This window comes from Peribacillus sp. S4, assembly GCF_046715815.1.
Classification (GTDB): domain Bacteria; phylum Bacillota; class Bacilli; order Bacillales; family DSM-1321; genus Peribacillus; species Peribacillus frigoritolerans.
In genome coordinates, this window is the sequence record NZ_CP175708.1 from 3,616,523 (window position 1) to 3,641,793 (window position 25,271).

Sequence of the window (25,271 nt, forward strand, 5' to 3'; positions counted from 1 at the left end):
TTTCTAAATACATGCACGCAAAAATACATTATAGGAAAAAAATAAAAAAGGTAACTAAACGTTACCTTTTTTCACAATTATATACTATTTGCTTTAGCTTATAAAACTTTTTCCAAGAAGTCTTTTGCACGCTGGCTTTTCGGATTGGAAAAGAAATCTTCCGGAGCACTTTCCTCAACGAGCAGACCCCCGTCCAGGAATAGTACTCGATCGGCCACTTCTTTGGCGAAACCCATTTCATGCGTTACAATCAGCATGGTCATCCCCGTATGTGCCAGTGACTTCATAACCTCGAGCACTTCTTTTACCATCTCGGGGTCAAGCGCTGAAGTCGGCTCATCGAAAAGCATTACTTCCGGGTTCATTGCCAATGCCCGTGCAATCGCGACCCTTTGTTTTTGTCCGCCTGACAGACGATTCGGATAAGTCGATTCTTTATCGGCCAAACCGACTTTAGTCAAGAGCTCACGAGCTTGTTTTACAGCCTCGGCCTTTGATAATTTTTTCACCTTCATAGGTGCATATATCAGATTCTCCAGTACGGTTTTATGTGGAAATAAATGAAAATGCTGAAATACCATTCCGACATTTTCACGCACTTTCATGATATTGGTCTTTTTATCAGTGATGATTTGATCTTTAAACCTGATTTGACCATCAGTTGGAGTTTCAAGCATATTGATGCAGCGCAAGAAAGTTGATTTTCCCGAACCGGATGGACCGATGATCGCTACCACTTCACCCTGTCCTATCTCGGTGCTGATTCCCTTTAAAACCTCGAGCTTACCATAATTTTTTTTGAGTCCATCAATTTTAATCACTGCGTCTCATTCTCCTTTCAATCACTTTGCCTAAGATGGTGAGAATCATGACCATCACATAATAAATGAGACCGGCAAATAAAATCGGCTCGAAGAATTTATATGTCTCACCGCCGACAATATAAGCACGGCGCATGATATCCCCTAATCCAATAATTGTGACAACGGCTGATTCCTTCGTTAAGGAAATCAATTCGTTAACAAGGGATGGCAGGATGTTCTTGATGGCCTGCGGAAGGATAATATTAAGCATCATCCCTGAATAGGGAACCCCAAGTGCAAGTGCAGCCTCTCGTTGGCCTTTATCGACCGCTAAAATGCCTCCCCTGATAATTTCAGAGATATATGCAGCTGAATTTAGCCCGAATGCTAAAAATGCTGCTTGGAACGCTTCGATTTGAATCCCTAATATTTGTGGTGAACCAAAATAAATCAGCATTAATTGCAGCACCAAAGGGGTACCGCGAAAAATGGATGTATAAAAGTCAGCAATCCAATTCAATGGCTTGATTCTGCTGATTTTAAGTATAGATAATAATATTCCCAAAACAAATCCGATTACTGCCGCTACCGCTACAACCTTTAATGTAGTCGGCATTCCCTCCAGGATATATGGAAGGGAAGGCATAATCCTTTCAAATTCCAGATTCACTCCATTCATCCTCTCTTATGAAGGCCGTTATCTTGGGCCTTCCTCCTGCTTCATTTTATTAACAATAAAGCGCGGAAAAACGTTCAGAAGGCATTCTGAACGCTTTTCATCTCTCTGTTTTATTCAGTTTCACTGCCACCGAACCATTTTAATATTAATTTTTCCATTTCACCATTTTCCATCATTTTTTTCAACTCGGCATTGAATTCTTCAGTTAACTTGCTTCCTTTTTGGAAAGCGATTGCCGAACCGGCATCTTGATCACCAGACTTGATCAAATGGCCAACCAATTCTTTATTATCTTTCAAGTAGCCTTTTGCAACAGTATCTTCCATGATCACGGCGTCAAAACGTCCTGTTGACATTTCTTGAACAACCTCAGGAATACGATTCCGTTTTTCAACTTTCATCCCGATATCTTGGGATTTATTCAAGTCATTTGCCAATGTCTCCTGAATGGATGCAAGCTGTACGCCTACCGTTTTCCCTTTTAAATCTTCAACAGTTTTGATTTTACTGTCCTTTGTCGTGATGATCATGTTTTTAGCTGTATAGTAAATATCACTGAAATCGACTGATTGCTCACGTTTTTCTGTTGGAGTCATTCCGGAGATAACGAAATCGACCGATTTATTTTCCAGGGCAGGCACAAGACTATTAAAGTCAATGTCCTTCACTTCGACCTCATAACCTAATTTTTTTCCGATTGCTTTAGCGATATCAATGTCAAATCCTTGGATTTCATCACTTTTAGATGTTTCAACAAATTCAAATGGCGGATAATCCGCAGATGTTCCCATTACCAGGACCTTCTTGTCTTCATTGTCAGCTGTGTTCTTATCTTCTTTCTCTGATGTTCCGCATGCCGCTAAAATACCTACTAATAAAATAGAAGTAAGCAACAATGCTAACTGCTTTTTCAACTTCATTATTATTCCTCCAAAATGATATTTTCAATTCTCTTGTTATTAAATTAGGTTAGTTAAATTTCGAATAACTAATATTCATACACTAATGTGTATTTTAACACACTCTAATAATTATTCAATAACGTAAATAATAGATTCATTTTTCAGAATATTATCATAATTCAACATCTGGGCTTCGTGCTTTCTCATCAAAGGTAATATATCCGCCTCCATATCTATCTTCTTTCCCAAAAGTTCCTGACTTATGCAATTTCATGAATAAAAAAACCCACCGATTGGGCGGGTTCAGACTGTAGACAAAATTCGAACAAAAGCCAGTTTTCATATAGTTTTTTTCTAAAAAAAGTATTTCTATTGATTCCAGAAATCCGCTCCCTTTCCGCCGACTGTCTGCCAATGCCTCCTCACAAGCGCCTGTGGGGTCTCGGCTAGCCAGTTACTCGGCAGGAGTGTCGCTCATTTCTTCCATCCTTTAAGGATTACTATAAAAAAACATGAAGGATCACCTGTTCTTTAATTTGGTTCGGGATGTCCAGCCTCAGGTTTTTTTCTTAAAATTACATTCCAGTTGATTCCAGAAATCCGCTCCCTTTCCGCCGACTGTCTGCCAAGCCTCCTCAGCGCAAGCGCCTGTGGGGTCTCGGCTAGCCAGTTACTCGGCAGGAGTGTCGCTCATTTCTTCCATCCAGTTAGGATTACTATAAAAAAACATGAAGGATCACGTGTTCTTTAATTTGGTTCGGGATGTCCAGCCTCAGTTTTTTTTCTTAAAATTACATTCCAGTTGATTCCAGAAATCCGCTCCCTTTCCGCCGACTGTCTGCCAATGCCTCATTAAAGCAAGCACCTAAAGGGGCATAAAAGCCAATTATCCGGGAGGGCTGTCGTAATCGCTGCAATCCAATTATGATTTAAAGTAATAACCACCTATGATGATCTAGCCTTGTTTGAAGATCCTGTTCAGGATGAGATCATTCCGAATCTCTTTTTGTTGACAAACTAAAACCCGCCGATTGGGCGGGTTTTTAGTTTATCGATATGGATTAAACTTCTTCGCAATATTGATCGAAGTAGTCTTGTAATTTTTCTACTACAGACATCGGGTGGTGCCCTTCAATTTCATGGCGTTCTATCATGGTGATGATTTTTCCATCCTTCAGCAGTGCAAATGATGGGGATGACGGCGGATATCCTTCGAAATAGTCACGGGCTTTTTCCGTCGCCTCTTTATCTTGCCCAGCAAAAACGGTTACAAGCTGATCTGGGCGTTTATCATTATGGATTGCATGAGCAGCTGCAGGTCTAGCTATTCCCCCAGCGCAGCCACAAACTGAGTTTACCATAACAAGTGTCGTTCCTTTTTGTGCAAATACTTCCTCTACTTCTTCGGGAGTGGTCAGTTCTGTATATCCAGCAGTCTTAATCTCATCGCGAGCCTGTTTGACTACGTCGTTCATTAAAAAATTAAAATCCATATTCATGGCATTTGCTCCTTCCAAGTTTTCTCTTCAATCCTATCATAACAATTGCCTCTTCGTGATTCAATAAATTTACCTATTAAAACCGCATAATCCGTTCCGAACATGTTTAAAACGAAAAGGGAGCGGGAATCATGTGTGTAACAACAAGACTTACAAAAGGATGGGGCAGGCGTGGGGGATGATCCATGCCTGCCCCATCCCATTTATTTTTCATTAGCCTTAAATGTTTCTGCAAAAGATTGAAAGGCCTGCTTAACAGCAGCAGTGACCGTTTTATTCCCTGACATCACTTGATTCTCGAGCATAGGGAGAAGACTCTTGACGGTTTCATTTTTATAAAACATCGTTTTAAGCTGGTGATCGATCAATGAATAAAGCCATTCCCTAGATTGCATTCTTCTCCGTTCTTGAAAAACACCCGATTCCTTGGTCATTTGGGAAAATTCATTCAATACATCCCAAAGTTCAGGAATTCCTTTACCGGTTATGGCGGAACAAGTATATGCCTTTCCTGCCCAACCCTTTGTGGCTGGCTGAAGGAAGTGCAAGATTCTGCTATATTCGGATTTCGTCCTAATCGCCAGGGGGAGGTTCTCGCCGTCGGCCTTATTGACAACAATTCCGTCCACAAGTTCCAGAATCCCTTTTTTCATCCCTTGCAATTCATCTCCGGCACCCGTTAGGACAAGGAGCATGAAGAAGTCGACCATACTTCGAACTATAGCTTCACTCTGACCGACCCCGACAGTTTCTATCAATATCACATCAAATCCTGCCGCTTCACAAAGCAACATCGTTTCCCTCGTTTTGCGGTGAACCCCGCCCAGAGTTCCTTCGGATGGTGAAGGTCTTATGAAGGCATGGGGGTTTCTAGCCAGTTCCTCCATCCTTGTCTTATCGCCCAGTATACTTCCGCCATTGACCGAAGAGCTTGGGTCGACGGCTAGAACGGCAACCTTATGGCCCCTGTCACATAAGTAGGTTCCGAACGTCTCGATGAAGGTACTTTTCCCGGCACCGGGCACTCCGGAAATCCCGATGCGCATTGAGTTCCCTGTATGAGGAAGGATGGCTTGCAATAATTCCTGTGCATGATCCAAATGGTGGGATGCATTGCTTTCAACCAATGTAATCCCTTTGGCTAGCTTGGCCCTGTCCCCTTTTATGATTCCCTCTTTAAGTTCATGGACCGGTATGTTTACATTATGTTTTTTGACGAATTTGCTTTTTGAAGGTTTGTTTTGGCTGGCTGCTAATTCCACACCTGGCTTTAATGAAGAAGCAAAACCTTCCTTATTGTTAAGATCGACCCACTCCGGCTTCTTGTCTTCACTCATTATTGGGCCACTTCCTCATATCCGAGGCGATTGTATATTTCCTGAAGCACTTTCTTTGCTGCCTGAGGAATGACCGTCCCAGGTCCAAAAATGGCTGTAGCGCCATTTTCCATAAGATAATCATAATCCTGTGCAGGGATGACGCCGCCTACGATCACTATGATGTCCTCTCGTCCCAAGTTCTTCAGTTCCGTCATAAGCTGCGGCAACAATGTTTTATGGCCGGCAGCTAGGGAACTCATTCCGACTACGTGCACATCATTTTCCACGGCCTGGATGGCGGTTTCTTTCGGTGTTTGGAATAATGGACCGATATCGACATCATAGCCTAAATCCGCAAACCCCGTTCCGACTACTTTAGCTCCGCGATCATGACCGTCCTGGCCCATTTTAGCCATTAACAAACGCGGTCTTCTTCCTTCATTTTCAAGGAATTCTTCCGTCATGCGGACGACTTCCTCAATTTCCGCTTCTTTTGAGTATGCCGAGCTGTATACGCCGCTGATAGAACGGATCGTTGCTTTGTGACGTCCAGCCACCTCTTCGATCGCATCGGAGATTTCACCTAATGAAGCCCGTACTCTTGCTGCTTGCACAGCCAGTTCAAGAAGGTTACCCTCTCCAGTTCTGGCCGCCATTGAAAGCGCTTTAAGAGCTTCATCCACCTTTGCCTGATCACGTTTCGCCTTCAATTCGCTCAATCGCTTAAGCTGACTTTCGCGAACTGCTGTATTGTCAATCTCCAGTATTTCAATCGGATCTTCTTTTTTCAACCGATACTTATTGACGCCTACGATCGTTTCATCTTGAGAATCGATTTTAGCCTGACGCTTTGCAGCGGCTTCCTCGATCCTCATTTTTGGAAGGCCGGTTTCAATTGCCTTCGCCATTCCTCCCAGACCTTCGATTTCCTCTATGTGAGCCCAAGCCCGTTCGATCAATTCATTAGTGAGCGATTCTACATAGTAAGAACCTGCCCATGGATCGATTACTTTTGTGATTCCGGTTTCCTCCTGCAGATAGAGCTGTGTATTACGTGCAATACGTGCCGAGAAATCCGTTGGCAGGGCAATGGCCTCATCCAATGCGTTCGTATGGAGCGACTGTGTATGTCCAAGTGCAGCCGCATGCGCTTCAATAAGGGTCCTTGCGACATTGTTAAACGGATCCTGCTCAGAAAGGCTCCAGCCGGAGGTTTGGGAATGAGTCCTCAATGCCATCGCTTTATTATTTTTCGGTTCGAATTGTTTCATCAGTTTTGACCAAATGAAACGAGCCGCCCGCATTTTCGCCACTTCCATGAAATAGTTCATTCCTACAGCCCAGAAGAATGACAGGCGTGGTGCAAATTTATCGATATCAATGCCTGCTTTCATTCCGGTACGTGCATACTCAAGCCCATCCGCCAACGTATAGGCAAGTTCGATATCAGCCGGCGCCCCCGCTTCTTGCAGATGATAACCGGAGATGGAAATGGAATTGAACTTGGGCATATATTTGGAAGTATACTCAAAGATATCAGCTATGATTTTCATGGACATTTCAGGCGGGTAGATATACGTATTCCTAACCATGTATTCCTTTAAGATGTCATTTTGAATCGTGCCTGAAAGCTTATCCTGTGTTACGCCTTGTTCTTCAGCTGTCACGATATAAAACGCAAGGATCGGTAATACTGCACCGTTCATTGTCATTGACACGGACATCTGATCAAGCGGAATGCCGTCGAACAGGATCTTCATGTCAAGAATGGAATCAATGGCAACTCCCGCCTTCCCCACATCACCGACAACGCGCGGATGATCGGAGTCATAACCGCGGTGTGTAGCTAAATCAAAAGCAACTGAGAGCCCTTTTTGCCCCATCGCCAGATTACGTCTGTAAAACGCATTGGATTCCTCAGCAGTCGAAAAACCTGCATACTGCCGTACCGTCCAAGGACGATTGACATACATCGAAGGATAGGGACCCCTTGTAAAAGGAGCGATGCCTGGCACACTTTCCATATGCTCCAGGCCGCGAATATCTTCCTCAACATAAAGCGGTTTGATTTTTATTTGTTCATTGGTTTCAAACAGAAGATCCTCAATGTTTTTCCCAACGGCCTTTTCGACTTCCTTTTTCCATGCTTCCACTGTACCTTTCATCTCGGACTTAGCAGGATTTATAGCAGAAAAATTCGGTTTTTTCATTTCAGTTCACCCCTAGCTTCTGCAATAATTCAAGTAAAATGGATATTGCATTCATTTTAACATGGATAAAATCTTTGACCCCGGCTTCTCTTAGTGTAATCTCCAATTCTTCTTGCTGCTTGCCGGCACTATAAATAGTGATTTCAGGGAATTGCTTTTTAATTTCTTTGATGATGACTGGCGCTAATTCCGAATAGTCACCATCACTGCCGCAAAGACAATAGATTGGGAGCTTGGTCGCAGCTACATAATCGATTGCTTCCTCAACGGTTTGACATCCCTTACTGCCGATTGTTTCAATACCACCTGCTGCCGCAAGACTTTGAACGAAATCTGCACGAGGTTTATAGGATTTGAGATTTATCAAATTAATTAAACCGATAGTTGGAGCCATTCCGCTTATTCCTTTAAACTTTTCACTGCGTAGTCTTATCCGTTCGAACTGACTGGATACCCGTTCCAATTCAAGTGGGGTAATGCCAACCGGCTTCGCAACTTTCATATACGACACATGTTTATCCTTTGTGGTGTTTTTAATCTTATCAGCGGGATTCGGATATACATTCGTTCCGATGATACTTTCTTTTCTGAAAGCCGCATTTTGAACTCTTTCTTGGTAAACTTCAGCTATTTCTTTCTGAAGGGTACCTTGTTTAATTAGCTCCAGAATCCCTCCAGCTGCATCGATTTCAAGGAATTTTGCCCAAGCCTTTTCAGCCAATTCATCCGTTAGTTGCTCAACATACCATGAACCGCCAGCAGGATCGACAACTGTTGTAATATTTGTTTCTTCTTTTAAAATCAAATGAGTATTACGGGCAATTCTTTCTGAAAACTCATCGGTTTCACCGGTTGCGTGTGTAAATGGATGGATTTGAAGATATTGAATGCCTCCAATAGCTGCTGCAAAAGCTTGGTTCGTGGTCCGAAGAATATTGACGTGCTGATCATATAGCGTTTCCGTCAACTCGGAAGTTACGGCATGTATCGTCATTTTAAAATGGTCCGATGCTGTATCGAAAGCTTCTGCAAGACCTGCCCAAAGCCTTCTGGCAGCCCTCAGTTTAGCGATGGACATGAAGTAATTTGAACCCATTGCAAACGAGAATACTATTTTTTCGGAAACCGCAGCAATAGAAAGCCCCTGCTTTTGCCCTTCCAATAGATATTGGACGGCTGCCGATAATCCGTAAGCTATTTCTTGTACGGCATTGGCTCCTCCATTATGGTAGACTGCCGTATTAATCAAAACTGTTTTTAAATCACTGCCTACCTTCTGATAATCCTGGATCGTCTTCAGCCAGTCTGCAAAATAGTTATCCGTATCTTCTGGCAGCTGACCGCAAATGAGCCATTCTGCAATTGGATCTTCAGCAATGACGCCTGTCAATTGGGTATTTTGTGCTTCGGCAACAGCTTTGAATTGAGGGAATAATTCTTTTTGTTTCCCCTTAAGGTCAATGAAAACCGGCATTTCTTTTAATGGGATTTCCTTAAACAATGTTTCAGCCCTTGCTCCCCCGGAAAGCAATCGTGCAGGGTATGCCACGACATTTTGACCGCGCTTGAATGAAGCCCTCATCTTTTCATTTGCTTCTTCAGCCGTGATACCGCTTACAGGTTGAACGACAAGCCAAGGTTTGTCATGATATCCCGTTGGGGACGTTCCTCGGGTGAAAGGGAAAAATCCTGGCAATTCAGCTACTTTTTCCGTTGATTCCGCCTTTTCTGTATAGAGTGGATATAAATCGATGCCCTCATATGTATTCGTTTTAAGCTTTTCTACACTTTTCCCTTTTAAACTTACTTCCGCAGCTTCTTTCCACTCTTCAAAAGAAGGCTTAGGAAAGGTTATGTTTTTTACATCTTTAAGTTCCATCTGTAATCGCTTTCTTATCCTCATACGCCCTCTTCCTTCATTGGTAGAACGAACGCTCAGTCAGTTTTGGATAAGAAAACCACCCTCCCGTCAATTTGATCTGGATTATACTAACATTCTACCATAATTTTCTTGAAATTTAAGACAATAGAAATTAGCAAACCTGTTATTAGGGAAATCACTAGCCTATTTTGCCTCTTCACATCAAGTACAGCCCCTGACCTGTATTAGAACAGCCCTTAATAAAATAATAGCAAAAATAAAATTTTTGTCGATGTTTTTCTACGGAAAAGCGAAGTGCAAAAAAAAAGGAAGGACCTTCCGGCCTTCCTTTTCTTCATTTTAGTATATGGGAGTGTTGTCTTTGGAAATCTTTTCGATGATTTCTTTAACCCTCGCGAGGAATCGTCCGCATACCAGTCCGTCCAAAACACGATGATCAAGTGATAAACAGAGATTCACCATATCTCGTACTGCAATCATGTCATTAATGACCACTGGACGTTTTACAATCGTTTCAACCTGTAAAATGGCTGCCTGTGGATAATTGATGATTCCCATTGACTGGACAGAACCGAATGAGCCAGTGTTATTAACAGTGAACGTACCACCTTGCATATCCTCTGCTTTTAACTTACCTGACTTCACTTTGGATGCAAGTTCCTGTATTTCCCTTGCTATACCTTTGATTGATTTTTCATCTGCATTTTTAATGACCGGAACAAATAGGGCATCTTCAGTTGCAACGGCTATCGATATATTGATTTCTTTCTTTTGTACGATTTTTTCGCCGGCCCACATCGAATTCAGTTCTGGAAATTCCGTAAGGGCTTGAGCAACCGCTTTTACGAAAAAGGCAAAGTACGTTAAATTATAGCCTTCTTTTTGTTTAAAATCGGATTTTAGATTATCACGCAACTTCACCATATTGCTGGCGTCAACTTCCACCATCGTCCAAGCATGCGGAATTTCGTGCTTACTTTTCAACATATTGGACGCAATTGCCTTACGGATGCCGGTGACCGGTATTTCCTTGTCACCAGCCGCAGTCGGCACGTTTGTTACAGGACTTGTTTGACGATTGACTTGAGGGGCGATCTCTTCAGGAGCCGCATCGGAAATTGCGGAAGGCTCATCCGCCTTAGGAAGATTCCCTGATTCAACAAGTTTCAGTAAATCTTTACGGGTGATCCGTCCCTCATTCCCCGTTCCTTTAACTTTTGATAGATCGATTCCATGCTCCTGGGAAAGTTTTAACACAGCTGGTGAATAGCGAGCTTTCCTTGATGGTTCTGCCGCTTGCTGTACATCTCTTATAACAGGTGCATCAACTTTTTCCTCATTATGAGAAATTTGCCCAGCATTTTCATTATCCGTCTTTCCCGTTTCAACTTCAATCGAGCAAATGACTTCTCCGACTGCCAATGTTTGATTCTCATCCGCTTTCAATTCCTTGATGATGCCGGTGAAGGAAGAAGGAACCTCAGCATTTACTTTATCCGTCATCACTTCAGCTAGCGGGTCGTATTTCGTGACATGATCTCCAGGCTTCACAAGCCATTTACTGATGGTTCCCTCTGTGACACTTTCGCCTAGTTGGGGCATCTTCATTAATTCCATAGCCATAATTCGTTCCTCCTTCTTAACAGTCATTAATACTCGGCCAATTCCCTCATTGCTTTTTCCACTTTATCGGGATTCACCATGAAATGTTTTTCCATCGTTGGCGCATAAGGCATGGCAGGTACATCCGGGCCGGCCAATCGTTTTACAGGGGCATCCAAATCAAAAAGGCAATGCTCGGCAATTATGGCTGCGACCTCACTCATGATGCTTCCTTCTTTATTATCTTCCGTAACCAGTAATACTTTCCCCGTTTTAGAAGCTGCTTCTATGATGGCATCCTTATCCAAAGGGTACACGGTACGCAAGTCAAGAACATGTGCAGAAATTCCATCTGCAGCTAATTTTTCTGCTGCCTGAAGGGCAAAATGCACACAAAGGCCATAGGAGATGACTGTAATGTCTTCCCCTTCCCTTTTCACATCCGCCTTACCGATTGGAAGTACATAATCTTCAGTAGGCACCTCACCCTTGATCAAGCGGTATGCACGTTTATGTTCAAAGAAAAGCACTGGGTCTTCATCGCGAATGGCAGCTTTAAGCAAACCCTTTACATCATACGGAGTGGAAGGCATCACAATTTTCAAGCCCGGCTGATTGGCAAAGATCGCTTCAACCGATTGCGAATGATAAAGAGCTCCATGAATTCCCCCTCCATATGGAGCACGGATTACCATAGGACAGCTCCAGTCATTATTGGAACGGTATCTGATTTTGGCTGCCTCTGAAACGATTTGGTTAATGGCTGGCATGATGAAATCAGCGAATTGCATCTCGGCTATCGGCCGAAGCCCATACATGGCGGCTCCAATTCCAACTCCTGCGATTGCAGATTCTGCGAGCGGGGTATCGATGACCCTGTCTTCACCGAATTGGTCGTATAAACCATTAGTGGCTTTAAAGACCCCACCTTTTTTTCCTACATCCTCTCCCAATACGAATACACGGGAATCTCGTTCCATCTCTTCCCTCATTGCCATTGTCACGGCATCTATATAAGAAATCACTGGCATTCTATTACCCCCTTACTTTTGTGCATACACATGATTCATAGCACTTTCAGCCTTTGGATATGGAGCACTTTCAGCATAATCGGTTGCTTCGTTGACTATCTTCATTACTTCATCATTCATTTGTTTCTCAAGGTCATCATCCATGATTCCCACTTCTTTTAAATAGGCTCCAAACGTCATTATGGAATCCTTCGTTTTGGCTTCGGCCACTTCGTCCGCCGTCCGGTAGCTTCGGTCATCATCATCACTTGAATGTGGTGTGAGCCTGTATGAGACGGTTTCCACTAGTGTAGGGCCTTCTCCCCTTCGTCCACGGTCAGCCGCTTCTTTCACCGCAGCATACACGGCCAATGGATCATTGCCATCCACCGTTATTCCAGGCATCCCATAGCCAATCGCCCTGTCGGAAACATTTTCACACGATAGCTGTTTCTCTATAGGAACGGAAATCGCATATTTATTATTTTCACACATGAAAATGACCGGTAGCTTATGCACACCTGCAAAGTTAGCCCCTTCATGAAAATCGCCCTGATTGGATGAACCTTCCCCAAACGTTACGAAAGTCACCAAATCCTTACCTTCCATCTTCCCTGCAAGGGCAATTCCGACTGCATGCGGGACCTGTGTCGTTACAGGCGATGAACCAGTGACGATCCTATTTTTCTTTTGACCAAAATGACCTGGCATTTGGCGCCCGCCGGAATTGGGATCTTCCTCTTTCGCGAAACCTGAAAGCATCAAATCTTTTGCGGTCATTCCGAAGGTAAGCACCACACCTACATCCCGGTAATAAGGCAGTACATAATCCTTTTGCCGATCAAGCGCAAACGCTGCCCCAACCTGTGCAGCTTCTTGCCCCTGGCAGGAAATCACGAAGGGAATTTTCCCGGATCGGTTTAAAAGCCACATGCGCTCATCAATTCTGCGGGACAAAAGCATTGTCCGGTACATATCTAAAACCGTTTCCTCATTTAAGCCTAATTGTTCATGACGTTTTTCTACCATCATAAAACCTCCTGACCTTATTCTTTAAGAATGTATGGCACGTCCATCGACAGCAAGGGCCGCCTCCCCGATTGCTTCGGAAAGACTTGGGTGCGGATGAATTGTCTTGCCTATCTCCCAAGGTGTCGCATCAAGCACTTTTGCAAGTCCAGCTTCTGAAATCATATCCGTAACATGTGGCCCGATCATATGAACGCCCAGTATATCATCCGTTTTCTTATCGGCGATGATTTTGACAAAACCATCCGCTTCCCCAAAAACAAGGGCCTTACCGACTGCACGGAATGGGAATTTCCCTATTTTAAGGTCATAGCCTTCCTTATTTGCCTGATCTTCCGTCAAACCGACACTTGCAGCCTCAGGGCTTGAATACACACATTTAGAAATGAGCGAATAATCCAGCGGTTCCGGTTTTTTGCCTGCAATATGTTCAACGGCCGTAATACCTTCATGGGAGGCAACGTGTGCCAATTGCAGACCGCCGATACAGTCACCGATCGCATAGATATGTGATTCCTTCGTTTGGAAGAAGTCATTGGTTTCAATAAAACCTTTTTCTTTCACAATCTCCGTATTTTCAAGGCCAATCCCTTCAACATTTGCTGACCTTCCTACGGAAACCAGCATTTTTTCAGCTGTGAATTCCTCTACCGAACCTTTGACTTCAGCAGAAATGGATACTGACTCACCCGTTTTCAGGGTTTCAGGCAATACCTTGGCACCTGTAACAAATTTGACGCCTTTTTTCGTTAGGAGACGAAGCATTTCACTGGAAATATCATTGTCTTCTGTCGGGATGATTCTATCTGCATATTCCAGTACTGTCACTTCCACACCAAAATCATTGAGCATCGAAGCCCATTCAATGCCGATAACTCCACCGCCTACAATAATCATCGATTTTGGCAGGCTCTCAAGCTTTAGAGCTTCATCCGATGTAAGCACCATTTCCCCATCAACCGCTAAACCAGGCAGTGTCCTCGGACGCGAACCGGTTGCAATGATGACATTCTGGGGAATGAGCATTTCATTTTCACTGCCATCATTCATTTCCACGGAAATTGTCCCAGGCATCGGTGAAAATATAGAAGGACCAAGTATACGCCCTAACCCTTCATAAACCGTTATCTTTCCTTGTTTCATCAAGTGCTGAACTCCTTTATAGAGTTGATCGACCACTTTAGTCTTTCTTTCCTGCACTTTAAGGAAATCTACCTTTACATCCCCGGTAACAATACCGAATTCCTCACTTTTCACTGCAGTCTGATAAACTTCCGCACTCCTTAAAAGTGCTTTCGAAGGGATACAGCCTTTATGTAAACACGTTCCGCCGAGCTTGCCTTTCTCCACGACAGCCGTTTTCAATCCTAATTGAGCAGCCCTTATTGCCGCCACATACCCGCCTGTTCCTCCTCCGAGGATAACGAGGTCAAATTCTTCAGCCAAAACCACTCCTCCTCACAAATACATTCAATTTGTCACCATTTTTACTTGCCCTATGTTTATTACGTTATCCATGTTGAAAATTCCTGTGTTTATTTAAAAAAACACAGGAATCTAATCTTGTAAAATTACATTCATTTTCTTCCATTCAGGATATGTTTTTCATTTTGCAGGAATTGGCTCCTTGAATTCCTCATGCGAGCAATTCGCTCCTCTGCCATCCTATCCGCTGCTTTATAAGTTGGGATTTGATCACGTTTTGCAATCTCGATGACTCTTTCAATTGTATCATAAACCGTTTCCACTTTCTTAAGGGCTCTTTCCCGATTATACCCTAAAAGCTCATCGGCCACGTTTATGACTCCCCCTGCATTAATTACATAATCAGGAGCATATATAATCCCTTTTTCATGAATTTGATCGCCATGAACAGTTTCCTTTAATTGATTATTCGCAGCACCTGCAATGACCTTCGCCCTGATTTGATTGATTGTTTGATCATTTATGACAGCCCCTAATGCACAAGGTGCATAAATATCACATTCGACTCCATAAATTTCATCTGGATTCACTGCAGTCGCCCCAAAGGATTCAACCGCACGGGCTACGCTTTCTTTATTGATATCCGTAACGATGAGCTTGGCGCCCTCCTCATGAAGATGACGGCATAAGTTATAAGAAACATTCCCGACACCTTGGACTGCAATCACTTTGCCTTCTAAGGAATCAGTTCCGAATGCCTCTTTTGCAGCAGCCTTCATACCGCGGTATACCCCATATGCCGTTACTGGGGAAGGGTTACCCGAAGAACCGAATGCAGGGGAAATCCCTGTGACAAAATCCGTCTCCTCATGAATGAGATCCATATCCTCAACCGTTGTACCTACATCTTCAGCTGTTATATAACGGCCATTCAGCCCTTGGATATACCTTCCGAATGCACGGAACATTTCTTCATTTTTATCCTTACGCGGATCGCCGATGATGACTGTTTTCCCCCCGCCTAAATTCAAGCCGGCAGCGGCGTTTTTATATGTCATTCCTCTCGAAAGCCTTAAGGCATCTTCAATGGCATCTTCTTCAGATGCATACGTCCACATCCTTGTGCCTCCAAGCGCAGGCCCTAATGTTGTATCATGAATGGCAATAATCGCTTTCAAACCCGATTGTTTATCCTGACAGAATAGCAGTTGCTCGTAATCATACTTCTCAAGATATTTAAAAATTTCCATAAAGGAATCCTCCCTAGATGTTTTAATACATGTCAGATATGAGACTAATGAATTTCTCCTCATTCTTACTTGTTCCTACGTTCGTTTTAAATAAAATCCGCTACTCACATGATATTTTCCCCATGGGGAATGGTTCCCTTGAAAAACCCATGCACCTTTAAATATGCAAATAACATGCCAATAAAATACATAATCAACATCTTTTTATCCAAAAAAAGGACATGCTGGTTAATATGTCGGGCAACTATAGCCTATAACAAATTCAAAAAAATTTCATGTCAGAAGTGGAGTCTCGCTTAAATTAAAATAAATCAGAAAATTCCATGCATTATTTTTCATAGTGTGCAAATAATTGCATGCAAAATTTTTCACAGTTTTAGTTTTTCCATTTTATAATATAGATTTCTAACTGAAATCCCCAGCGCTTTTGCCGTAAGTGTTTTATTTCCCTTGTGGGTATGGAACGCTTGCTCAATGATTTCGGCTTCATACTGGTCTATTATCTCCGAGAGCGGTTTCCCCGATACGTAGCCGGAAGGCTTCATTAATAATTTCTCTTGATTTAATGGAAGCTCTTCGATAAAATCCGGAATATGATGGATATCAATGATTGTCTCGTTCAATTTCATGAAAATGATTGCCCGTCCTAAGATATTTTCCAGTTCCCTCACATTTCCCGGCCAGTTATAGATTTGCATCTTATGTATAGCTGCTGCTGTAATTCCCTCTATGCTCCGTCCATACTCCTGATTGATTTTATTAATCAAATGCTCCGCCAATTCTCTCAAATCTTCTTTTCTCTTTCTTAATGGAGCAATGAAAATAGGCATGCGGTTCAGCCTGAAATATAAGTCTTCCCTGAATGATCCTTTTGCGATCGCCTGTTCAAGATTGATGTTCGTAGCAGCTATGACCCGGACATTGATGGGGATCGGCTTCGTCCCCCCCACCCTGACAATTTCCTTTTCTTGTAAAACCCGCAGTAATTTAGCTTGGATGTTGGCTGGCAATTCACCAATTTCGTCCAAAAAGATACTCCCTTGATTTGCCTCTTCAAAAAAACCGACCTTTCCGCCCCTGCTTGCCCCGGTAAAGGCTCCTTCATCATAACCGAATAGTTCACTTTCAAGTAATGATTCCGAGATGGCAGCACAATTTACCCGAACGAATTTATTGAACTTCCTATCGCTCGCATTATGGATGGCATGTGCAAATAACTCTTTTCCCGTCCCTGATTCCCCTCTTAATAAAACAGTAGCAGGTGTTCTAGCCGATAATTTCGCCTGTTCAATGGGAAGCTTCATCTCTTCGGAAGCCCCAATTATATCATCAAAGGAATATTTGGCCTGCAATGTCCGGATGATCTGTCTTGCCCGATTAAGTTCGTGGGTCAAGGCTTGAATTTCCGATACATCATGAATGACGCCAACACTTCCTTTCAGGCACCCATCCACGATGATTGGAGCAACATTCACGATCACTTCCTTGTGTTTTGGGCCGACACGCATATTGACACCACGAACAGGTTTTTTTGTCTGAAGCACTTTCATATGCATACTTTCGCCTTCGTAAATATCGATGGAAGCCGGTTTACCGATCACTTGGGTCTTTGTTAAGCCAGTGATTCTTGTATATGCCGGATTGATCAAAAGCCCCCTTCCTTGATCATCCACAACAGATATGGCTTCATCACTGGATTGAATGATTGCCTGGAGCATCGTCTGTATCTCTTTTAAATCAGTGATCTGCTCCGCCAATTGCACAGCTTCCATCTTATTCCTAAACACGGCAAAAGCCCCTATGATTTCCTTATCGGCATTCACCAGAGGTATCCTTGTCGTTATGAGTTCCATCCCATTGCCAAGGGTGATTTCCTGATTCACTTCTTTTTGGTTCGTTTGCATCACTCGCAGCAATCCTGTTGATGGGATGAAATCTTTGATCTGTCTCCCAATTACATCCTCGCGCTTTGTGTCTGATGCACGTTCCGCACTATCATTGAACATGATGATGAATCCTTCATGGTCAATCACCACCATCCCTTCACTGGTCGTATTAAGGATCAAATCCATTTTTGCGGAGGTATTCTCCAATTTACTTATTAAACGATTTTTCTCTTCAAACAACTTAGTCATAATGAGGGCGACACTTCCAGGAATGAGAATCGTTTGTTCGCCCATGTCCCTTTTTATCTTTTTATAGACAGACGGGTCACCGGTCGTATCAAATATGATGTCCAAATCCCACTTCAATCCCATGCTCCAATTAGTCACGGTAGGAATCCTCCGTTCCTTCGCAGCAAGCATCCCTTCAGCGGATTCATTCGTATCAGCCATACAAACAATGGAGAATACTTCACTTTCCGATAGGAGTTTCAACACGGTCGTCCCTCCCACTCCTCCCCCTACTATCATGACCTTTTGCATCAGCCATCCCCCTTAAGAAATAATTACCCCTTTAAATAGATCATTCCCTGCAATTTTTTTCATACTCCACACCATTTTACCATATCGGCCCCCATTAAAAACAGCCGCCAACTCCCAGTCATTATCTAGATTCCCGTTACTTGACAAATAATTTATATCCTTTATCATTTTTTAAAGATGGAATTTTCGGAAGGGATTTGACTGCATGAAACGTTTAATCGCTTTTTTGATTCTTTTTATACCCGGTGCCTTTGCTGCCTATGGCATAAAAATAATGAGGGACATGGTATTCGGTATTTTACAGCCTCCCTATCCATTCCTTTGGCTGCAATTTTTAATAGGACTGCTCATTACGATAGGCGGAATAGCCTTTATCGCCGGCTTCGTCCTACATCGAGATCGAAAACAAAATAAGGTCCAGAGCAGGTTCAATAAATTTTAAACGCAAAAAGAAGGTGCCTTGTATGGCACCTTCTCAGTTTGTAGACAAAAGGGGGTCGGAATTAAAAAATTCTGAACCCCTTTTGAAATTCCCTTTAAATTTTCGCCTAAAGTTAAGAGATTGGGGCTCTACGAGCCCACATGTTAGGCCATTTTTGGACCTCGCCATGTCCAATTGGCCATCTTCTTTAAATTAATGGCAGCGAAAGTAAGCATCGCCTGCATCAAGTCCCCTTAAAGTAGTCCAACGCATACCATGCTTTTCTTTTGCATCTGCGAATACACGCTCAATCGTTTCTTTACGTTTTGCACATATAGGTTTTACATCTTGATGGTGACGCAGATGATCTGCTTCTTCCACACGTGTTTGCCAGATATGCCTTGTCACCACTTTTTGACAGTCTTTGCTTTCTGTACACCGAGATAAAAATGAGCATGTTGTACAAATTTGTTTTGGCGATTTGTACTCGCGATAGCCCTCTTTATTTGTTGTTGAGTACTTTAAAGTTTCGCCCGAAGGTCAAAGGTAACAATCAAAATGTTCATCGGATACATAGTCCTGTTTGCGGAAAAATCCTTCTTTGGTGCGAGGACGTGTATAAGGTAAAGCCGGTATGATTTCTTTGTTAAATAGGTAGCTTGTAATCGCTGGTGTTTTATAAGCTGCATCTGCGGCAACGGCTTCCGCTTTTCCAACTTTCTCAATCACTTGTTCAACTAGTGGCTCTAAGATCTGACTGTCATGTATATTTCCAGGTGTTACAATCGTTCCCAATACAAAACCGTTGCGGTCTGCGGCCGCGTGGAATGAATAGGCAAACTGTTTTGTTCGTTCATCTTTCACATAGTAGCCACTCTCAGAATCCGTTGTACTTTCTTTAATCTCTTTGGTCTCTTCTTTATCAAATTTATCTAGTGGAAAAGGCTTTTTTCCATGGTTTTCACGATCTTGATTGATTTCTTCTTGAAGACGTCCTTGATACGCTCGTGTTTCTTTACGAACGATTTTCTTATTTCCGTTTATTCGCACTGGCTTTCACATGTATGGAATCCACGAAAACGTGTTCAGCACTTATTAACTTTTTATTAGCAGCTGTCATTAATATGCAAAAGTTGTTCCATCTAAAAGGTAAGACAAAGTTGATTGGAACGGAAGGTACGAGACTCCTGCGGGAAAAGCGCGTCTAGGGGAGACCCCGCAGGCGAAAGCCGAGGAGGCTCCACGACCGCCCGCGGAAAGCGAGTGCCTGGAGTGGAAATCAACGTCCAAATAGACAAACTCGATTTTCATCGAGTTTGTCTATAGTCTGAGAAGGTGCCTTGTATGGCACCTTCTTTCTTTATCTTGACTTCAATTCTTCTCTTATCCGTACCGCTGCTTTGGGGAAATCGGTTATGATGCCGCTGCACCCCAATTTGAATAACCGCTTCATCTCGGTTTCTTCATTAATGGTATAGGGCCTTACAGGAACACCCATACTAACCGATGATTGAATGAGTGCATCAGGGGCAGCACGGATATTTGGGTGAATTGCACTTCCGCCTATTGCCTTGGCATATATCCACGGCATGTATAGGCCATCCCTATATAGCGGTGCCGTTTCCAATTCTGGTGCCAATCGATGACAATTGACCAAACTGTAATGATTGAAAGAAGAAAGGATTATCCTTTCCTCCATTTCGTAGGTACGGATGAGCCGGATGACTTTCTCTTCCAAGCCTGGATACAGAAAAACCGTATTTTTCAATTCAATATTGCAAAAAAGCTGATTATCATTAAGCCAAATAAACAGTTCTTCAAGCGTGGGGATCTTTTCTTCACCAAAATTACCCTTATGGGTTGCGGAAGCATTAAGGGTTTTCAACTCCTTTAATGTCCGGTCTTTTACATACCCCGAGGCATTCGTGGTCCGATCGAGCTTTTCATCGTGGATGATGACCACTTCTCCATCTTTCGAGAGCTGGACATCCGTTTCAATTCCGTCCGCACCGACACGGGCAGCTTCCTTGAACGCCGACATCGTATTTTCCGGATGAGTTCCTGCAGAGCCTCGATGTGCAAAGATTAAGGTCATGATGAAACGCCGCCTCTCTCAAAAATTGTTATACACCGATTTTATGAACAGAAACAGCAAATTATTTTCATCTAGATCAATTCTACAATCAAAACGCAGGTGATTATTTTCTGCATAGAAGGTTCCTTTCCTCAAATCACTCCATTCCCTTTTACTATGTGCCGCTTTTTAAACCAAACAAAAACGCCTTTTATTTATGGGATTTGCTGCAAAATCCAATAAATAAAAGGCGTTTAATTTTTTTAACCGGCGTAAAAAGATTTGAAGTTGCCGATTAGAAAAAATCACGAAGCAACTTCTTCCTGTCCTTTACCTCCAGACGGAGAGTTCCTATTTATATTTAGCGGCTCTAGCCTTTATAAGGTCAATAGTTACCCTGAGTCTTAACAACCGGTATTACCCTACCCCTGTCAAGAAGCTTTATGTTCGAGGCGCAGCTTATCGGCAACCATGGCAATGAATTCGGAATTTGTAGGTTTTGCCTTTGTCATGCTTACGGTATAGCCGAAAAGAGATGATATGGATTCTATATTTCCACGGCTCCAGGCCACTTCAATCGCATGCCGGATAGCACGTTCAACTCGGCTGGCCGTAGTATTGTATTTTTTTGCGATATCCGGATATAAAACTTTTGTGATGGAACCCAATAATTCTATATCATTATATACCATGGATATGGCTTCCCTTAAATACAAATAGCCCTTAATATGTGCAGGCACTCCAATCTCGTGAATGATGCTTGTGATGCTTGCATCAAGGTTCTTCGGTTTGGATTCATTTTGGGGACGATAGCTAAATTGACTATGATTTTTTAAAACCGCCTGCCCTTTACCGCTTACCTGACGGATGTGATTGGCCAGATTTTCCATATCAAATGGTTTCAGGATGAAATAAGACGCACCCAAATCAACTGCTTTTTTCGTAACATCTTCTTGACCAAAGGCAGTAAGCATTATCACATTAGGCATGGCACCCCGTTTTACTTCACGAAGTTTCTCAAGTACACCTAACCCATCTAAATGAGGCATGATAATATCGAGGATCAAAATATCCGGATCAACGCTTTCTAGCATACCCAGGCAATCTTGACCGTTATGTGCCACCCCAATCACTTCCATGTCTTCCTGTGCAGAAATGTATTCTTCCAGAAGGCCAACAAGTTCTCTATTATCATCTACAACGCACACCTTAATTTTTTTCACGCTTGATTTCCTCCTCAACTACAATTGGTCTTTTTTTCTATATGACTAAATTCTATTGTAATTGAACTTTTCGACAATGGAAACTAAATTCCTTTTATTTTTGAAAAAATATAAGGAATTCAATATTATTCTCCGGATATCTCTTGTTTTCGACTTCGTTTGCTATTGGAATAAACCGTTTGTCGAAAAATCTTCATATCGTTTTCATTTTATCACATCGTTCCAAAAAAACCTCTATTTTTTGAAGAAATCAAAATTAATTCCGACCTAAACCTATGCTAATCATAATTTTCCATTAAAAAGGGGCATCCAAAAGGATACCCGGATTCTTAGCTTGCCTTTTCATAATTATCTTTGTCGTATATATTTATACCGGCTTCGTTTAACATCCATTCGATATGGACTCCATACCCACTTGTAGGATCATTAACGAATACATGGGTGACTGCACCGATTAATTTCCCATTTTGAATGATAGGACTGCCGCTCATACCTTGAACGATCCCACCCGTTTTTTGAAGCAATTCTTTATCCGTCACTTTTAAGACCATTCCTTTGATTGCAGGAAACTTCTGTGGGATGGAACTGACGATTTCGACATCGAATTCCTCCACTTCAGAACCATTCACCACTGTAAGGATTTTTGCTGGCCCTTCCTTTACCTCATGGGAAAGGGTGATGGGGAGTGGTTTGTCGTTAATTCCATTTTTAAAGTCTTGATTTAATTTCCCAAAAATGCCAAAGGGACTATTACGATTGATATTTCCTATTTTTTCTTTATTGGAAGAAAAGCGTGCCAATTTTTCTCCCGGATCACCATTGCTTCCTTTTTCGATGGAAGTGACCGTCGATTGAACGATCTGTCCGTCCTTAACAACAATCGGCTTTTTTGTATCCATATCGGATATGACATGTCCCAACGCCCCATATTTTTTTGAATCCGGGTGATAAAACGTCATCGTTCCGATGCCAGCTGCCGAATCACGGATATACAAACCCAATTTGTAAGTTCCTTCATTCTTATCTTTTAGCGGGAATAAGGTACTATGAAGCACTTTATTATCACGGTTAATGACAATTTTCAACGCCTCACCCTTTTCACCTGCCTGCTGAACAAAAGGGGTTACATCCCCCATCTTCTTTATCGTCTGACCATTGATTTCTGTAATAATATCACCGATTTCAATTTTCGCTTTTTCTCCCGGTGATTTTTTCCCCTGCGCCGTATCAATAAGATGATGACCTACTACGAGCACCCCAAGAGTATTAAGCTTCACTCCAATGGATTGGCCTCCAGGCATGACCCTAAAGTCTTTTAACACCCTGATGTCGACCTTTTTGGCAGGCAAGCCTGCTACATCGAGTAACACTTCATTCGTACCTGGTTTCTCGGCACCAAGCGTAATCGAAGCTTGTTCATCATGAAGTGAAATTCCATCACTGGATCCCGAAGTTTTTGCAGAAACAGGCAATGATTTGGAAATACTATATTGACTTCCTTCAAATAGTACAAGATGATTTGGAATTAAAAAATATTCACGAGATGGCTGGTATAACCCTAATGTTAATAGCGAAACAAGGAGAATTCCACCGATGATCCTGTTTATCCATATAAATTTCAATCCATTCACTCTCCTCGCTCTCTGAAACTTTATGGCTACACCTTTAATTTAGCCCTCATGACAGTCATTTATAACAGGTGCAAAAAATAAAAGCTATCCGTTTTTGGATAGCTTTACAATGAATGCTTATGATAAGTTTAAATAATCTTCTTACAGGCCCATCAAGATGTAATCTTCAGCCTTTTGGCCAGCTGGATTAATTCATTGGCATGTTGTTTCGTCAAGTCCGTAATCTCTACTCCCGAAATCATCCTGCCAATTTCTTTTATTTTTTCAGTTTCCATTAGCGGCTTGACCGAGGTATGCGTGCGTCCAGCCCTGACATTTTTCGCTATGAAAAGGTGAGTATCCGCCATGGCTGCCACCTGTGGCAAATGGGATATGCACAATACTTGTGATCCAGTTGCCACTTTATAGATCTTTTCGGCAATGGATTGTGCAACCCGTCCGCTCACACCTGTATCCACTTCATCAAATATAATGGATGTTATGCCTTGATGCTTGGAGAAAATGCTTTTCAAAGCCAGCATGATCCTCGACAGTTCTCCACCAGATGCGATTTTAGAAAGAGGTTTTAACGGTTCACCTGGATTGGTGGAAATATAAAATTCCATTGAATCCAGCCCTGACTGATTAATGCCCCTATCTGACAATTCATCGAAAGTATAGGCTGTCTGAAGGAAATGAGGTTCAAAAATTGTTTTTTCCATATATAGATCCTTTAATTCCTGATGAATCTTTTTGGTTAGCTGCTGAGCGAATTTCTGGCGAAGTTCAGACAGATTCTTTGCTTCGACGATAAGATCTGCCTTGATGGATTTCATTTCCTTTTCAAGCTTCGCGATATGGGTTTCCCTATTTTGCAGCTTTTCGACTTCTTCTTCAATTGCGGCCCCATATTCCAGGATTTCCTCGATGGTCCGTCCGTATTTACGCTTTAATTGATTTATTTCATTAAGTCGACTTTCAATGAATTCCACACGTTCTGTATCATAATCCAAAGAGTCCAATTGGTCCCGGATGTTTGACACAGCCTCTTCGAGCAGGAAGTAGCTATTTGAAACGGTTTCAGAGCTGTGCTTTAAACCTTCATCAAGCCCTGCCGCTTCCTCCAAATTATTCATGGCTACGGAAAGCCAATCAATTGCATGCTGCTCACCATTTAAAGCATTATAACTGGTTTGCAGCGCTTCATGGATTTTTTCGAAATTATTAATTTTCTTCCGTTCTTCCATCAATTCTTCATCTTCGCGTAATTTCAAATCAGCTTTTTGGATTTCATCGAATTGAAACTGGATCAAATCAAGGCGGTGGACCATTTGCTGTTCATTTTGGCTCAAACCATTCAATTGTTTAGAAGCGGTTTCATATCGTTTATATAGCTTTTGGTATTCAGTGAGTGCAGATGCGATTTTTTCACCGCCGAATTGATCGAGCAGCGGAAGATGGAGTCGTTCATCCATTAATTCCTGATGTTCATGCTGACCATGGATGTCTATCAATGTTCGCCCTATCTCACGTAAAGTGGAAATCGTCACCAGCTTCCCATTTACCCTGCAAACGCTTTTACCGCTTTGTGAGATATCCCTTCGAAGTATCGCCATCCCATCATTCATATCCAGGCCAAACTCTTCCGCTTTGGCAAAGACCGGGTGTTTTTCATCTTCAATTTGGAATAATCCTTCTATTTCAGCCTTCGACTCACCATGCCGAATGAACTCTGCAGAACCACGTCCCCCAACCAAGAGATGAACGGCATCTATTATGATTGACTTCCCTGCCCCTGTTTCTCCTGTCAAGACCGTCAAGCCTTTCTCAAATGAAACGGACAGGCTGTCTATGATCGCAAAATTCCTAATCGATAGTTCTGTTAACAAACTAGATCACCTCACAAC

General features: G+C 42.5%; 18 protein-coding genes and 1 pseudogene. 1 reads left to right on the forward strand and 18 read right to left on the reverse strand.

Annotation, left to right across the window (positions count from 1 at the left end):
- Positions 1 to 98 precede the first annotated feature (98 nt).
- From ACJ9PY_RS17145 to ACJ9PY_RS17205, 13 genes are all read right to left on the reverse strand, one after another.
- Positions 99 to 821 carry an amino acid ABC transporter ATP-binding protein gene (locus ACJ9PY_RS17145; protein WP_034308235.1) on the reverse strand — a complete coding sequence of 241 codons (723 nt, stop codon included), beginning with the start codon at positions 819 to 821 and terminating at the stop codon, positions 99 to 101.
- Positions 814 to 1,473: an amino acid ABC transporter permease gene (locus ACJ9PY_RS17150; RefSeq protein ID WP_057278878.1), complete on the reverse strand. Its 660-nt coding sequence runs from the start codon at positions 1,471 to 1,473 to the stop codon at positions 814 to 816. The genes ACJ9PY_RS17145 and ACJ9PY_RS17150 overlap by 8 nt, the downstream gene beginning before the upstream one ends.
- 119 nt (positions 1,474 to 1,592) lie before the next feature.
- Positions 1,593 to 2,396 (reverse strand): transporter substrate-binding domain-containing protein, encoded by an 804-nt coding sequence (locus tag ACJ9PY_RS17155; protein ID WP_170946886.1) that lies wholly within the window; start codon positions 2,394 to 2,396, stop codon positions 1,593 to 1,595.
- Positions 2,397 to 3,445: 1,049 nt separating this feature from the next.
- Positions 3,446 to 3,883 (reverse strand): BrxA/BrxB family bacilliredoxin, encoded by a 438-nt coding sequence (locus ACJ9PY_RS17160; RefSeq protein ID WP_034308239.1) that lies wholly within the window; start codon positions 3,881 to 3,883, stop codon positions 3,446 to 3,448.
- A 203-nt stretch (positions 3,884 to 4,086) separates the two neighbouring features.
- Entirely contained in the window at positions 4,087 to 5,220 is a 1,134-nt protein-coding gene (gene meaB, locus ACJ9PY_RS17165; protein WP_268564106.1) for a methylmalonyl Co-A mutase-associated GTPase MeaB, read from the reverse strand.
- Positions 5,220 to 7,412 (reverse strand): methylmalonyl-CoA mutase, encoded by a 2,193-nt coding sequence (gene scpA / locus ACJ9PY_RS17170; RefSeq protein ID WP_057278782.1) that lies wholly within the window; start codon positions 7,410 to 7,412, stop codon positions 5,220 to 5,222. Before scpA ends, meaB begins: the two co-directional genes overlap by 1 nt.
- A gap of 1 nt (position 7,413) precedes the next feature.
- Entirely contained in the window at positions 7,414 to 9,315 is a 1,902-nt protein-coding gene (locus ACJ9PY_RS17175) for a methylmalonyl-CoA mutase family protein (RefSeq protein ID WP_411738625.1), read from the reverse strand.
- Between the two features lie 318 nt (positions 9,316 to 9,633).
- On the reverse strand, positions 9,634 to 10,917 hold the full coding sequence (locus tag ACJ9PY_RS17180; RefSeq protein WP_063575700.1) for a dihydrolipoamide acetyltransferase family protein: 1,284 nt from the start codon (positions 10,915 to 10,917) through the stop codon (positions 9,634 to 9,636).
- Positions 10,918 to 10,943: 26 nt separating this feature from the next.
- Entirely contained in the window at positions 10,944 to 11,927 is a 984-nt protein-coding gene (locus ACJ9PY_RS17185) for an alpha-ketoacid dehydrogenase subunit beta (protein WP_053535667.1), read from the reverse strand.
- 12 nt (positions 11,928 to 11,939) lie between these two features.
- Entirely contained in the window at positions 11,940 to 12,935 is a 996-nt protein-coding gene (locus ACJ9PY_RS17190) for a thiamine pyrophosphate-dependent dehydrogenase E1 component subunit alpha (protein ID WP_057278785.1), read from the reverse strand.
- A 24-nt stretch (positions 12,936 to 12,959) separates the two neighbouring features.
- A complete protein-coding gene (lpdA, locus tag ACJ9PY_RS17195) occupies positions 12,960 to 14,381 on the reverse strand; it encodes a dihydrolipoyl dehydrogenase (RefSeq protein ID WP_411738626.1) in 1,422 nt (473 codons plus the stop codon).
- A 131-nt stretch (positions 14,382 to 14,512) separates the two neighbouring features.
- Positions 14,513 to 15,610, reverse strand: coding sequence for a branched-chain amino acid dehydrogenase (gene bcd, locus ACJ9PY_RS17200; protein ID WP_268564102.1), 1,098 nt, complete (start codon positions 15,608 to 15,610; stop codon positions 14,513 to 14,515).
- Positions 15,611 to 15,978: 368 nt separating this feature from the next.
- Positions 15,979 to 18,036: a sigma 54-interacting transcriptional regulator gene (locus ACJ9PY_RS17205; RefSeq protein WP_411738627.1), complete on the reverse strand. Its 2,058-nt coding sequence runs from the start codon at positions 18,034 to 18,036 to the stop codon at positions 15,979 to 15,981.
- Between the two features lie 205 nt (positions 18,037 to 18,241).
- Between ACJ9PY_RS17205 and ACJ9PY_RS17210 the strand changes: the two genes are divergently transcribed.
- Positions 18,242 to 18,478, forward strand: a complete 237-nt coding sequence (locus ACJ9PY_RS17210; RefSeq protein WP_034308264.1) for a DUF2627 domain-containing protein — start codon at positions 18,242 to 18,244, stop codon at positions 18,476 to 18,478.
- Between the two features lie 143 nt (positions 18,479 to 18,621).
- Here ACJ9PY_RS17210 and ACJ9PY_RS17215 read toward each other — a convergent pair.
- From ACJ9PY_RS17215 to recN, 5 genes and pseudogenes are all read right to left on the reverse strand, one after another.
- A pseudogene (locus tag ACJ9PY_RS17215) lies at positions 18,622 to 19,550 on the reverse strand (transposase); the annotation flags it as partial.
- A gap of 267 nt (positions 19,551 to 19,817) precedes the next feature.
- Positions 19,818 to 20,552 (reverse strand): glycerophosphodiester phosphodiesterase, encoded by a 735-nt coding sequence (locus ACJ9PY_RS17220; protein ID WP_191928966.1) that lies wholly within the window; start codon positions 20,550 to 20,552, stop codon positions 19,818 to 19,820.
- Between the two features lie 410 nt (positions 20,553 to 20,962).
- Positions 20,963 to 21,754 (reverse strand): sporulation transcription factor Spo0A, encoded by a 792-nt coding sequence (gene spo0A / locus ACJ9PY_RS17225; protein ID WP_034308269.1) that lies wholly within the window; start codon positions 21,752 to 21,754, stop codon positions 20,963 to 20,965.
- 329 nt (positions 21,755 to 22,083) lie between these two features.
- On the reverse strand, positions 22,084 to 23,376 hold the full coding sequence (gene spoIVB / locus ACJ9PY_RS17230) for a SpoIVB peptidase (protein WP_063575695.1): 1,293 nt from the start codon (positions 23,374 to 23,376) through the stop codon (positions 22,084 to 22,086).
- 161 nt (positions 23,377 to 23,537) lie between these two features.
- Positions 23,538 to 25,253, reverse strand: coding sequence for a DNA repair protein RecN (gene recN, locus ACJ9PY_RS17235; protein ID WP_411738628.1), 1,716 nt, complete (start codon positions 25,251 to 25,253; stop codon positions 23,538 to 23,540).
- Positions 25,254 to 25,271: the final 18 nt, after the last annotated feature.

Bases quoted from the DNA above. Each gene is read 5' to 3' on its own strand.
- ACJ9PY_RS17160 (WP_034308239.1), bottom strand. From the start codon at position 3,883: ATGAATATGGATTTTAATTTTTTAATGAACGACGTAGTCAAACAGGCT.
- meaB (WP_268564106.1), bottom strand. From the start codon at position 5,220: ATGAGTGAAGACAAGAAGCCGGAGTGGGTCGATCTTAACAATAAGGAA.
- scpA (WP_057278782.1), bottom strand. From the start codon at position 7,412: ATGAAAAAACCGAATTTTTCTGCTATAAATCCTGCTAAGTCCGAGATG.
- ACJ9PY_RS17175 (WP_411738625.1), bottom strand. From the start codon at position 9,315: ATGAGGATAAGAAAGCGATTACAGATGGAACTTAAAGATGTAAAAAAC.
- ACJ9PY_RS17180 (WP_063575700.1), bottom strand. From the start codon at position 10,917: ATGGCTATGGAATTAATGAAGATGCCCCAACTAGGCGAAAGTGTCACA.
- ACJ9PY_RS17185 (WP_053535667.1), bottom strand. From the start codon at position 11,927: ATGCCAGTGATTTCTTATATAGATGCCGTGACAATGGCAATGAGGGAA.
- ACJ9PY_RS17190 (WP_057278785.1), bottom strand. From the start codon at position 12,935: ATGGTAGAAAAACGTCATGAACAATTAGGCTTAAATGAGGAAACGGTT.
- bcd (WP_268564102.1), bottom strand. From the start codon at position 15,610: ATGGAAATTTTTAAATATCTTGAGAAGTATGATTACGAGCAACTGCTA.
- ACJ9PY_RS17205 (WP_411738627.1), bottom strand. From the start codon at position 18,036: ATGCAAAAGGTCATGATAGTAGGGGGAGGAGTGGGAGGGACGACCGTG.
- ACJ9PY_RS17210 (WP_034308264.1), top strand. From the start codon at position 18,242: ATGAAACGTTTAATCGCTTTTTTGATTCTTTTTATACCCGGTGCCTTT.
- ACJ9PY_RS17220 (WP_191928966.1), bottom strand. From the start codon at position 20,552: ATGACCTTAATCTTTGCACATCGAGGCTCTGCAGGAACTCATCCGGAA.